This is a genomic window from Lactiplantibacillus fabifermentans DSM 21115, assembly GCF_000498955.2.
In the GTDB taxonomy this organism is placed as follows: domain Bacteria; phylum Bacillota; class Bacilli; order Lactobacillales; family Lactobacillaceae; genus Lactiplantibacillus; species Lactiplantibacillus fabifermentans.
This window is the reverse complement of sequence record NZ_AYGX02000078.1, coordinates 1-13,335: the sequence shown is the minus strand read 5'-3', so window position 1 is coordinate 13,335 and position 13,335 is coordinate 1. Positions and strand designations below refer to the sequence as shown.

Below are 13,335 nucleotides of genomic sequence, written 5' to 3'. Positions count from 1 at the left end.
GGTTATGCTGAACAATTTGTCCAAAAATTCGGATTAAATTTGCAATCTACCTTATACATACAATTACCAGATTCGTTTCTGACCATGTACGTTCAAGGTTAGCGATTCATAAGCTTTCCCGGATTAATAAAATTTCACAACACACGTAACGTATACTACGTTTAACCACACGTCATATCGTCTGTCGCCCATCACTTCAACACAGGTACTCATATTTAATAAACTTGCCACATTTTAACTTGTCCTCTCACTCTATAAAACTTGTGCTCAATGATAAGGAACCACTATATCCCACTTAGAACGAAAATCAATCATGAGCCGGAAGCCACTAGGATGACCACCGTGTCGAGATTCTTAGCGAGCGTTGTTGGCTCGGTTAGAATCTGCGCCGTGTTGCGAGACTTACGGGCTTGGTAAGGCTCGCAACCGCCCTGAAGACCGCTCTTTGGCTTCAGGTCTGCGCCACGGTGGCTCATCCTAGTGGCTGGAGGCGGCAATCTGCACACATTTGCCAGGGTCGCCCCACAGCGTCGCCCATTAGTTGCGGCAGGCGGCAAGTAGCGATAGCAATAAAATATATGTATTAAAAAAAGCCGCTGAGCACAAGGCTCAACGACTTTTTTAATCAAGCTTATTCGGCAGGAGTACCGCCATTTTTCTTGATGATATCTTCTTGAACAGACTTTGGTACCTTTTCGTAATGATCAAATGTCATTGTGAAAGTCCCACGGCCTTGAGTAGCTGAACGTAAGGTAGTTGCATAACCGAACATTTCAGCCAAAGGTACGTACGCATGAACTTCTTGAGCGTTCCCACGTTCTTCCATACCTTCGATGTTACCACGACGAGCGGTAACGTGGCCCATAACATCACCTAAGTAATCTTCAGGTGCCACGATATCAACCTTCATGATAGGTTCAAGGATAACTGGACCAGCAGTCTTAACGGCATTCCGTAAGGCTAATGATGCAGCAATCTTGAAGGCAGCTTCACTAGAATCGACATCATGGTAAGACCCATCATAGAGTTTAGCCTTAACGTCAACTAATGGATAGCCAGCTAACACACCGTTAGCCATAGCTTCCTTCAAACCTTGTTCAACTGAAGGAATGTATTCACGAGGAACAACCCCACCGACGATGGCATCTTCGAATTCGAAGCCTTTACCTTCTTCGTTAGGTGTAAATTCAACCCAAACATCCCCATATTGACCTTTACCACCAGATTGGTGAACGAACTTACCTTGAACTTGCGTGCTCTTGGTGAAAGTTTCACGATATGAAACTTGAGGTGCACCAACAGTTGCTTCAACGTTGAATTCACGACGCATCCGGTCAACGATGATGTCCAAATGCAATTCACCCATCCCAGCGATCAAAGTTTCACCAGTTTCAGGGTTAGTTTCAGCCTTGAAAGTAGGATCTTCTTCAGAAAGCTTTTGTAAGGCAACGTTCATCTTGTCTTGGTCAGCTTTAGTCTTAGGTTCAACGGCAACTTGGATAACTGGGTCAGGGAATTCCATTGATTCCAAGTGGTATGGATGGTCAACAGAAGTCAATGAGTCACCAGTAGTCGTGTTCTTCAAACCAATGGCAGCGGCGATATCACCAGAGAATACTTCTGGGATTTCTTTCCGTTGGTTAGAATGCATTTGAAGTAAACGACCAACACGTTCACGCTTGTCCTTAGTTGCGTTCAAGACGTATGAACCTGATTCCAAAGTCCCTTGGTATACCCGGATGAAAGTCAAACGACCAACGAATGGGTCAGTAGCAACCTTAAATGCTAAGGCGGCGAATGGCTTGTCATCACCGGCGATTAAGTCAACTTCTTCGTCAGTTTCAGGATCAGTGGCCTTGTAAGGCTTAACATCAAGTGGTGATGGTAAGTAGTCCACTACGGCGTCCATTAACATTTGAACACCCTTGTTCTTGAAGGCTGAACCAGCTAAAACAGGGAAGAATTCAAGGGCTAACGTACCTTTACGGATAGCAGCTTTGATTTCATCTTTAGAGATTTCTTCGCCACCAAGGTATTTTTCCATGATACCGTCATCGATGTCAGCTAAGGCTTCGATTAAGTCATCACGAGCAGCTTGGGCTTCTTCTTTGTATTCGTCAGGAACGTCAACCGTATCCCATTCAGTACCAAGTTGATCTTCATCATAAAGGTCAGCTTTCATTTCGATTAAGTCAATGACCCCTTCGAAATTGTCTTCGGCACCAATTGGTAATTGGATAGCGTGGGCGTTAGCTTGTAAACGATCATGAATAGTGCTTACAGAATACTTGAAGTCCGCACCAATTTTGTCCATCTTGTTAACGAAAACGATCCGCGGAACGTTATACGTTGATGCTTGACGCCAAACAGTTTCAGTTTGAGGTTCAACACCAGATTGGGCATCCAAAACAGCGATAGCACCGTCTAAAACCCGAAGTGAACGTTCAACTTCAACGGTGAAGTCAACGTGTCCTGGGGTATCGATGATGTTAATACGGTGGTTTTTCCACTGGGCAGTCGTCGCAGCAGAGGTAATGGTAATCCCACGTTCTTGTTCTTGGGCCATCCAGTCCATTTGTGAAGCACCATCATGGGTTTCACCAATTTTGTGAATTTTACCAGTATAGTACAAGATACGTTCGGTAGTAGTCGTTTTACCGGCATCAATATGCGCCATGATACCAATGTTACGAGTCTTATCGAGTGAAAATTCTCGTGTGTTAGCCATAAGAAATGTGTTACTCCTCTCAATATTAAATTGAATTAACAATAGAACCTATTATTATAGGCAAGCATAAAGCTTTTTTCAAAAAATGACTACTATATGCTCACATATAATAGCCACCTTTGTTGTTTCGTTTAGTTAAAGGCGAGCTTTAACTGAAACTTGAAAATATTACCAACGATAATGTGCAAAGGCACGGTTGGCTTCAGCCATACGGTGAGTATCTTCACGTTTCTTAACAGATGCACCAGTATTGTTGGCAGCATCCATGATTTCACGAGCTAACCGGTCGGACATTGTATGTTCGCCACGTAAGCGAGCATATTGAACGATCCAACGAAGGCCCAAGGTCGTTTTACGGTCTGGACGAACTTCGATAGGAACTTGGTAGTTAGAACCACCAACACGGCGGGCCTTAACTTCAAGTACTGGCATAACGTTCTTCATCGCTTCTTCGAAGACTTCTAAAGGTTCGTTACCAGTTTGTTCTTTAATTTGATCAAAAGCATCATACAAAATTGTTGATGCAGTCCCACGTTTACCATCTAACATTAAGTGGTTGATTAAACGCGTAACTAATTTAGAATCGTACATTGGGTCTGGCAAAACTTCGCGCTTTGCAGGTTGTCCTTTTCTTGGCATTTAACTTACCTCCTTGTTAGGCTTTTGGCTTTTTAGTACCGTACTTAGAACGGCTTTGGCGACGATCTTCGACACCGGCAGTATCTAAAGCACCCCGGACAACGTGATAACGTACACCAGGTAAATCTTTAACACGACCACCACGAATTAAAACAACACTATGTTCTTGGAGGTTGTGGCCAATACCAGGAATGTAAGCTGTAACTTCGATAAGGTTTGATAAACGTACACGTGCGTATTTCCGTAAGGCCGAGTTAGGCTTCTTAGGAGTCATCGTGCCGACACGAGTAGCAACGCCCCGCTTTTGTGGTGCTGGGTTGTTAGTTTGAACCTTCTTGTAACTGTTATACCCGAAGTTCAAAGCTGGGGAATTTGATTTTGATACTTTAGACTTACGGCCTTTACGAATTAATTGGTTAATTGTTGGCATGTTCTAAAGTGTCCTCCTTCCAATATCTCTTAGTTTTTTAAGTCCACACATCCAGGTGGTTCTTTTTAAAGTAAAAAGAAAAGCCTGAAGCATGACAAATTTTGTGCGCTTAGCCGACCAGTCAGCATGTCTGTATTCCTATACAGGAATCTGTCTGCAAAAAGCACCTTCACTAGATTACCATGATGATTCAGATGTGTCAATAAATGATTCGACATTTATTTGCGTATTTTGTAAGTGTAGGGGTGAGTTTTCAACTGAGAAACTTTGAGTCGCTTGTTAACTGCCGTTCCCTGCGGCGGGCCAAATGCTGGAACGCTGCCGGCCATTTTCGAGCCAAAAAGCGGTCTCGAAAACTGACCTTATACTAAATGGTCAGAAAAGCACTGCCCATTTAGTATAATTTGGCGGCTGAGCATTTGGCCCGTCTCCGGTCACTAGATTACATGTCTTAACTATATTCTGATGACTGACCTTGTAAAAACGCCGCAACTTTTCTGAATAGTATCATCGTGAAGATTAATTGCGCATAAGTGCCATTATGCCAAATTTTGTGAGTTATTGCTAGTGTTTCACTTTATTTGTTAGGGGGAATTGGATGCTTTTAGCTACACTAATGACTTTTATGATTGGTTCCATGCTGGGCTCTTTTATTACTTGTATGGCGGAACGCTTGTGTCTGAACTTACCGCTATGGTCGCTGTCCCGTTCAGCTTGTCCCACGTGTCATCATCAATTGCGGTGGTGGCAATTGATCCCGATACTGGGCATCTTAATCCAACGGGGACGTTGCTGGGATTGTCATGCCGTAATCAATTGGCGGTCAACGTTAATCGAGCTCGTTGCCGGCGTCTTAACCATGGCGGTCGGCATTAATCCATCACCGAATTTATTGCTACTATTATTTTGCTACATCATTTTACTCTTTAATAGTCTCACCGATTATTTAACCCTTAATATTTATCCAGCCACCATCATTGGTCCCCTACTCCTCGGTTGGTGGTTACAGCCGCCAACCTGGGATGGGCCATTTTACTTGGTCATTGGTTTAATTATTATCCTGTACTTAATTGCCAAGTTCACCAACCGGCTTGGCAGTGGGGATATCGACATTCTATTAATGCTGAGCGCCGTGGCGTCACCAGCACTAGTCATTGGCAGTCTCACCTTAGCTGCCATCGCCGCATTAGTTATTTTGATTCTTCGCCGCAAACGCGCACCGATTCCCTTTGTACCCTTTATGACTTGGAGTTTCATTCTGTGTACCCAGCTTAACCAGACTGGCATATCAGTTTTCTGAATATCGACCAGTCATCATAATGCCGTCATCGCTTCATACCGGACTAACCAGGGCCGCTCATGCTTGAATGTCAAATAGCATGTCATTTGATGGCAAAACACCATGCCATATCAAAACTAATCCGTTCTCACCGCCGACTCACCATCATTCAAATTAATTTTGAAAATCAACTTAGCCAGTTAAGAGCCGGTCGTGCGGAAGTGGGCCGCCGTGTCGCCAGCTGGTGACGGTGCTTTTTCCGACACCAACTGGGGGCCGACTTGGGTAACTGACAACGGGTTACGGTCAGGTGCCCAAGCGCCCTCGGGACCGCCCTTTGGCCCGAGGTCTGCCCCACGGCGGCCCACTCCCGCACAACCGGCGGCAATCACGGCTAACCAGATTTTTAACCACAACAAAAAGGACGACCAACTGAATGGTCGTCCCTTCAGAACTAAACGGTCAGCAATTACTTGCTAGCGTCTTGTTCTTGCATTTGTTTTTCAAGGTCGCTGATTGAGTAAACCCCATCAGCCACGTTCCCAACTTCTTTAGGCTTAATATGACGGTAAACCGGCATACCAGTCCCAGCAGGGATAATCTTACCAATGATGACATTTTCCTTAAGCCCGATCAATGGATCGTTCTTACCACGGATAGCCGCATCAGTTAAGACCCGCGTTGTTTCTTGGAAGGAAGCCGCTGATAAGAAACTGTTCGTTTCCAAGGCAGCCTTAGTAATCCCAAGAATAACTGGGCGTGACGTTGCTGGAATCCCACCAGCAATCAACGTCTTGTAGTTTTCATCCTTGAAGTCCGCGATATCCATCAAAGTCCCAGGCAAGACATCGGTATCGCCCGGATCCATGACCCGAACTTTACGCAACATTTGCCGAATCATGATTTCAACGTGCTTATCGCCAATTTCAACCCCTTGCATCCGGTAAACCCGTTGGACTTCACGGAGCAAGTAGTTTTCAGTTGATAAGACGTCCCGAACTTGGATTAATTGTTTAGGATCAATTGACCCAACGTTTAAGGCCGCACCACGGTGAATAAAGTCGCCTTCACTAACCGCCATCCGCGCCGTCAATGGTAAGGTATACGTCCGGGTATCAGTTTCACCCTTAATCGTAATTTCCTTAGTCCGTTCCGCTGGATTTTCTTCGATTGATTCAACCGTCCCAGTAACTTCGGTGATTTCGGCACGCCCTTTAGGATTACGTGATTCAACAATTTCTTGAACACGAGGCAACCCTTGGGTGATATCGTCTCCGGCAACCCCACCAGTATGGAAAGTCCGCATGGTAAGTTGAGTACCGGGTTCACCGATTGATTGTGCAGCGACAGTCCCAACAGCTTCACCGACTTCAACTTCGTCACCGGTAGCCATGTTACGGCCGTAGCAATGTTCACAAACCCCATGTTTCGTGTTGCAAGTGAAGGCTGAACGAATGGTTACTTCAGTCACACCAGCATCAACGATCTTTTGGGCAATTTCTTCGTCGATTAAGACGTTATTGCCAATGATCTCTTCATGGGTTTCTGGGTCAAAGACCGTCTTCATGGAGTAACGGCCTAAGATCCGGTCGTACAATGGTTCGATAACTTCGTTACCTTCCATGATCGCCGTAAGTCGTAACCCACGGTCGGTCCCACAGTCTTTTTCACGAACAATAACATCTTGAGCAACATCGACAAGTCGACGAGTCAAGTAACCTGAGTTGGCAGTCTTCAAGGCCGTATCGGTCATCCCTTTACGGGCACCATGGGTCGAGATAAACATTTCCAAGACAGACAAACCTTCACGGAAGTTTGAAAGGATTGGCAATTCCATGATCTTCCCATTAGGGGCAGCCATCAAACCACGCATCCCAGCTAACTGAGTAAAGTTTGAGATGTTACCACGCGCACCTGAATCACTCATCATAAAGATTGGGTTATCCGGGCTGAAACTATCAATCAGTTTTTGTTGAATCTTATCTTTGGCATCGTTCCAAACACCGATAACCCGTTCATAACGTTCGTCATCAGTAATTAAACCACGACGGAATTGTTTTGAAATCGTGTTAACTTGCTTATGGGCTTCGTCGATGATTTCTGGTTTTTCTTTCAAATCAGTCACATCGGCAACCCCGACCGTTAAACCAGACTTAGTTGAAATGTTGTAACCTAAGTCTTTCATACGGTCAAGCAAGAGTGACGTTGCCGTCACATGGTATTGTTTGTAAACTTCAGCGATGATGTCCGCCAAGAAACCCTTCTTAAATGGCATGATGATATCTTGCGCATCTAAGAATTGATGAATATCTTCACCCGGCTTCAAGAAGTACTTCGCCGGCGTCCCGTTGATCAAGTTGTCATTAGTTGGTTCGTTCAAGTAAGGGAATTTGTCTGGCAAAATGTCATTAAAAATCGCCTTACCAACGGTCGTCACTAAGACGCCTTGTTTTTGTTCGTCAGTGAATGGCTTAGTTGGCATTGATGAAACTTGAATCCCAACACGGCTGTGCATGTGCACATAACCAGATTGGTAAGCTTTTTGGGCTTCATTCAAGTCTTTAAAGATCATGCCTTCGCCTTCACGACCAACTTCTTCAGTCGTCAAGTAGTAGTTACCGATAACCATATCTTGAGATGGTGTAACAACGGGTTTCCCGTCCTTAGGTGCCAAGATATGATGGGCAGCTAACATGAGTAAGCGGGCTTCAGCTTGCGCTTCATCAGATAAAGGCAAGTGAATGGCCATTTGGTCCCCATCGAAATCGGCATTGTAAGCTTCACAAGCCAATGGATGTAACCGCATCGCTTTACCACTAACTAAGACTGGTTCGAACGCTTGAATCCCTAAACGGTGAAGCGTAGGGGCCCGGTTTAAGAGCACTGGATGTTCTTTAATAACATCTTCCAAGACACCCCAAACATCATCGTCAGCGTGTTCAATCTTACGTTTAGCATTCTTGATGTTTGAAGCTAATTCCCGTTTAACCAATTCTTTCATGATGAATGGCTTGAAGAGTTCCAACGCCATTTGACGTGGTAACCCCATTTGGTTCATCTTCAAGAAAGGCCCAACGTCGATAACCGAACGACCAGAATAGTCGACCCGTTTACCAAGTAAGTTTTGACGGAACCGCCCTTGCTTCCCTTTCAACATGTGTGAAAGTGACTTCAATGGTCGGTTACCAGGACCAGCAACGGGACGACCACGCCGCCCGTTATCAATCAAGGCATCAACAGCTTCTTGCAACATCCGCTTTTCGTTTTGTACGATAATCCCAGGTGCGTTTAAATCTAATAAACGCTTCAACCGGTTGTTACGGTTGATTACCCGACGGTACAAATCATTCAAGTCAGAAGTGGCGAAACGCCCACCTTCCAATTGAACCATTGGCCGTAAGTCCGGTGGGATAACCGGAATCGCATCCATTACCATCCAAGCCGGTTCGTTACCAGACGTAACGAAAGCTTCGACAATATCAAGCCGCCGAACGGCCCGGGTACGTTTTTGACCAGAAGCATCTTTTAAGGCTTCCTTTAAATCGCGCGCTTCTTTTTCAAGATCCACGTCATTTAATAAGCGTTTGATGGCTTCGGCACCCATTGCGGCTTCAAATTCATTGCCGTATTGGGCTTTCTTTTCACGGTATTCACGTTCAGAAAGCAATTGCTTCTTTTCAAGTGGCGTGTTACCTGGTTCGATAACAACGTATGAGGCGAAGTAAATGATTTCTTCAAGTGCGCGGGGGCTCATGTCTAAGACTAAGCCCATCCGGCTAGGAATACCCTTGAAGTACCAGATGTGTGTAACTGGTGCTGCGAGTTCGATGTGACCCATCCGTTCGCGACGGACTTTACTACGGGTAACTTCGACCCCACAACGGTCACAGACAATACCTTTATAACGAATTCGTTTGTATTTACCACAAGCACATTCCCAATCCTTAGTAGGACCAAAAATCCGTTCGTCAAACAAACCGTCTTTTTCAGGTTTCAATGTCCGGTAGTTAATGGTTTCAGGCTTTTTGACTTCGCCATATGACCAGCTGCGAATCTTGTCTGGGGATGCCAGACCGATTTGCATGCTTTCAAACTTGTTGACATCGATCAAAGGACCGACCTCCCTTTTTATTGATTATCTGGGTGAGCGTTGGTTGTTGCATCGGCCGTTGATTTGTCAGCTTTGGCTGGCTTGTCAGCAGCTTTTTGTTCTTGTTCTTGCTGGAATTTGCTCAAGGCATCAACGTTAACGACATCATCGTCATCGTCATCCATATCCCGCAATTCGATTTCTTTTTCTTCAGCATCCAAGACCTTCATATCAAGGCCCAGTGCTTGTAATTCTTTAACCAAGACCCGGAATGATTCTGGGACCCCTGGCTTAGGAATTGGTTCGCCCTTAACAATGGCTTCATACGTCTTAACCCGACCAACCACGTCATCAGACTTGTAAGTCAAGATTTCTTGTAACGTATAAGCGGCACCGTATGCTTCAAGCGCCCAAACTTCCATTTCACCGAAACGCTGACCACCAAATTGCGCTTTCCCACCGAGTGGTTGTTGCGTAACTAAGGAGTAAGGTCCGATTGAACGGGCATGGATCTTATCGTCGACCATGTGGCTAAGCTTCATATAGTGCATAACCCCAACAGCGACACGCTTGTCGAATGGTTCACCAGTCCGGCCATCGTAGACGATTGACTTACCGTCTTCATCGATACCGGCTTCACGAACAGCTTTCCAAATATCAGAATCACGCGCCCCATCAAAGACTGGTGTGGCCATGTGGATGCCTAACTTACGAGCAGCCATCCCTAAATGCAATTCCAATACTTGTCCAATGTTCATCCGTGAAGGCACACCCATTGGGCTCAACATGATATCAATTGGCGTCCCATCTGGCATGTATGGCATGTCTTCTTGAGGAACCACGATTGAAACGGTCCCTTTGTTACCATGCCGCCCGGCCATCTTGTCACCAACTTGAATCTTCCGCTTTTGCGCAATGTAAACGCGGACCATCATGTTAACACCAGGTGATAATTCGTCACCATTTTCACGAGTGAAGATCTTAACATCTTGGATAATCCCGCCGCCACCATGAGGTACACGGAGTGACGTATCCCGAACTTCACGCGCTTTTTCACCGAAGATAGCGTGTAACAAACGTTCTTCAGCTGATAATTCCGTAACCCCTTTAGGCGTTACTTTACCAACTAAGATGTCACCGTCTTTAACTTCAGCACCAACGCGGATAATCCCATCTTCGTCGAGGTTCTTCAAAGCGTCTTCCCCAACGTTAGGAATTTCACGTGTCATTTCTTCAGGTCCGAGTTTCGTATCACGTGCTTCTGATTCGTATTCTTCAATATGAATTGACGTGTAAACATCTTCACGGACTAAGCGTTCATTAATAATGATGGCATCTTCGAAGTTATAACCATTCCAAGTCATGAAGGCAACTAATGGGTTTTGCCCTAAGGCTAATTCCCCGCCTTCCATAGCTGGACCATCGGCTAAGACTTCGTCGTTATCAACGCGGTCGCCAACTTTAACGATTGGCCGTTGGTTGTAGTTCTTACCACCATTAGAACGACGGAACTTCATTAATTTGTAGGTATCAAGTGAACCATCGTCACGTCGAACGCGAACTTCACGCGCATCAACGTATTCCACAGTTCCTTCATGCCGGTTAATTAACGCAATCCCCGAGTCATGGGCCGCTTTGTATTCAATCCCAGTCCCGATTAATGGGGCGTGTGGATTAAGCAAAGGAACGGCTTGCCGTTGCATGTTGGCACCCATCAAGGCCCGGTTAGAGTCATCGTTTTCCAAGAAAGGAATACATGCCGTTGCGACAGCGACAACTTGTTTTGGCGAGACGTCCATGTAATCGACATTTTCGATGGACGTTTCCAAGTTTTCTTCCTTTTCCCGTGCTAAAACGGTGTCTTCCACGAAGGAACCATCATCGTTTAATGGGGAGTTGGCTTGGGCGATAACAAATTGGTCTTCTTCGTCGGCTGCTAAGTAGTCAATCTTGTCAGTAACCTTATGCGTCGTCCAATCGACACGCCGGTATGGCGTTTCGATGAAGCCGTAACGGTTAACTTTGGCATATGATGACAAACTGTTAATCAAACCGATGTTAGGACCTTCAGGCGTTTCAATTGGGCACATCCGACCATAGTGGGTATAGTGAACGTCTCGGACTTCATAACCGGCCCGGTCACGCGTTAAACCACCAGGACCAAGGGCTGATAAACGACGCTTATGCGTTAATTCACCAAGCGGATTGGTTTGGTCCATGAATTGTGACAATTGTGATGACCCAAAGAATTCTTTAATTGAAGCCACAACTGGTCGAATGTTGATCAATTGTTGTGGGGTAACGGTAGCAGCGTCTTGGATTGACATCCGTTCGCGAACCACCCGTTCCATCCGTGATAACCCGATGCGGAATTGGTTTTGTAATAATTCACCAACTGAGCGAATCCGACGGTTACCCAAGTGATCAATATCATCAGTCGTGCCAAGGCCTTCTTGTAAGTTAAAGAAGTAGTTGATGGAAGCAATGATATCAGCTGGCACAATATGCTTGAACTTAATATCGATGTTGCCATTACCAATCACGTTAACAACTTTTTCAGGGTCGTTTTGTGAGTAAACTTTAACCACTTGTAAGACCATTGGGTTTGTTACAACTGATTCGTCAGAAGGTGTGTACGTCACCGTCTTGAAATCGTCACGTTCCAAGTATGGGGCTAATTTAGCCATGACGTTCTTGTCGATTAAGTCACCCTTTTGCGCAATAACTTCACCAGTATCAGGGTCAGCTAACGTTTCCGCTAAGGTTTGACCAGTTAAACGGGTCTTCATGCTTAACTTCTTGTTAACTTTGTAACGCCCAACTGGGGCAAAGTCGTAACGTTTTGGATCGAAGAAACGCGCCGTCAAAAGACTCCGTGAACTGTCCGCCGTCTTAGGTTCACCAGGACGTAGCCGTTCGTAGATATCTTTCAAGGATTCTTCAACCCGTGAGTCATCGGTATTCTTGTGAACATCTTTTTCCAAAGTATTCATCAAGCTGTCAGTTTCACCTAACATATCGATGATGTCGTCATCTGAGCCATAACCTAATGCCCGTACTAATTCCGTTAATGGAATCTTCCGCGTCCGGTCAATCCGAACATAAGCAATATTTTTGGCGTCAGTTTCTAATTCTAACCAAGCCCCACGGTTAGGAATAACCGTTGTGCCGTAGCTAGGACGACCATTTTTATCTAATTCTTCATTGAAGTAAACACCGGGTGAACGAACCAATTGTGAAACAATGACCCGTTCGGCACCATTAATAATGAAAGTCCCTTGTTCAGTCATCAATGGGAAATCACCGAAGAATACGTCTTGCGATTTGATTTCGCCACTTTCATGGTTAGTCAAACGTAAGGTTACATGCAATGGTGCCGAGTAGTTGGCATCATGTTCACGAGCTTCTTCGACGGTGTACTTTGGTTCTAATAGTTGATAGTCGACAAATTCAAGTGAAAGTTTCCCTGCGAAATCGTCGATTGGCATAATATCTTCAAACATTTCCCGGAGACCTTCATCCAAGAACCATTGATAAGAATCGGTTTGGATTTCGATCAAGTTAGGCAAATCAAGAACTTCCTTGATACGCGCATAACTTCTACGGGTACGGTGTTTACCGTATTTTACTAAATGTCCGGCCAAGTTGTTCACCCCTTCTTATTATTCCGGAACCCGGCCGCCACTCGCTTTAAATATTACATTTGTGTTACAAATGCGTTATTTACCGAATTTTGGCCATAAAAAAACCAAAAATAGTCGTTTAAGTTAACTATTTTTGGATTTATATTAACAAACAGCGCAGACAATAGATTGCGCATTTGTTCGAGTTCACGGTTACAGACAAGATATAATATACAGCTATTACTATTGGTTGTCAACCTAAAAACTTCTATTCAGATGTTGGTTCAGCCGGTCGTCACGCGGGTGGTGCGCCATGGGGTAGACCTCGAGCCAAAGAGCGGTCTCGAGGGCGCTTTTGGACCTGGCCATAACCCGTTGCCAGTTTCAAAAGGCGATCCCAATTGCGCGTCGGCCTACCCACCAACCCACAATTGCGACACGGCGCACCACCCGCGTGACGACCGGCTCAAATTTATTTGCTATTTAATTGCATGGTAGATTGCAAATTTAATCCGAATTTTTGGACAAATTGTTCAGCATAACCTG

At 45.1% G+C, this 13,335-nt stretch carries 7 protein-coding genes; 1 reads left to right on the top strand and 6 read right to left on the bottom strand.

From position 1 onward, the window contains the following. Positions 1-631 precede the first annotated feature (631 nt). The 3 genes from fusA to rpsL all read right to left on the bottom strand — a co-directional run bounded on the left by fusA (position 632) and on the right by rpsL (position 3,797). Complete coding sequence (gene fusA / locus DY78_RS06915; RefSeq protein ID WP_024625291.1) at positions 632-2,728, bottom strand: elongation factor G; 2,097 nt, start codon at positions 2,726-2,728, stop codon at positions 632-634. Positions 2,729-2,896: 168 nt separating this feature from the next. Continuing rightward, positions 2,897-3,367 carry a 30S ribosomal protein S7 gene (rpsG, locus tag DY78_RS06910; protein ID WP_024625292.1) on the bottom strand — a complete coding sequence of 157 codons (471 nt, stop codon included), beginning with the start codon at positions 3,365-3,367 and terminating at the stop codon, positions 2,897-2,899. Positions 3,368-3,383: 16 nt separating this feature from the next. Next, positions 3,384-3,797, bottom strand: coding sequence for a 30S ribosomal protein S12 (gene rpsL, locus DY78_RS06905; RefSeq protein WP_024625293.1), 414 nt, complete (start codon positions 3,795-3,797; stop codon positions 3,384-3,386). A gap of 598 nt (positions 3,798-4,395) precedes the next feature. Between rpsL and DY78_RS06900 the strand changes: the two genes are divergently transcribed. Next, positions 4,396-5,097: a prepilin peptidase gene (locus tag DY78_RS06900; RefSeq protein WP_024625294.1), complete on the top strand. Its 702-nt coding sequence runs from the start codon at positions 4,396-4,398 to the stop codon at positions 5,095-5,097. Between the two features lie 179 nt (positions 5,098-5,276). Here the strand turns inward: DY78_RS06900 and DY78_RS06895 are convergent, their stop codons facing one another. From DY78_RS06895 to rpoB, 3 genes are read right to left on the bottom strand one after another with little or no spacing between them, the layout of a single operon-like run. Then, a complete protein-coding gene (locus DY78_RS06895) occupies positions 5,277-5,495 on the bottom strand; it encodes a hypothetical protein (RefSeq protein ID WP_033613679.1) in 219 nt (72 codons plus the stop codon). A gap of 50 nt (positions 5,496-5,545) precedes the next feature. After that, on the bottom strand, positions 5,546-9,187 hold the full coding sequence (gene rpoC / locus DY78_RS06890; protein ID WP_024625295.1) for a DNA-directed RNA polymerase subunit beta': 3,642 nt from the start codon (positions 9,185-9,187) through the stop codon (positions 5,546-5,548). Between the two features lie 17 nt (positions 9,188-9,204). After that, the gene (gene rpoB, locus DY78_RS06885) at positions 9,205-12,819 is read right to left on the bottom strand and encodes a DNA-directed RNA polymerase subunit beta (RefSeq protein WP_082621231.1); all 3,615 of its coding nucleotides are present in this window, start codon (positions 12,817-12,819) and stop codon (positions 9,205-9,207) included. Positions 12,820-13,335: the final 516 nt, after the last annotated feature.

Coding starts and splice junctions, on each gene's coding strand:
- fusA (WP_024625291.1), bottom strand. CDS start 2,728: ATGGCTAACACACGAGAATTTTCACTCGATAAGACTCGTAACATTGGT.
- rpsG (WP_024625292.1), bottom strand. CDS start 3,367: ATGCCAAGAAAAGGACAACCTGCAAAGCGCGAAGTTTTGCCAGACCCA.
- rpsL (WP_024625293.1), bottom strand. CDS start 3,797: ATGCCAACAATTAACCAATTAATTCGTAAAGGCCGTAAGTCTAAAGTA.
- DY78_RS06900 (WP_024625294.1), top strand. CDS start 4,396: ATGCTTTTAGCTACACTAATGACTTTTATGATTGGTTCCATGCTGGGC.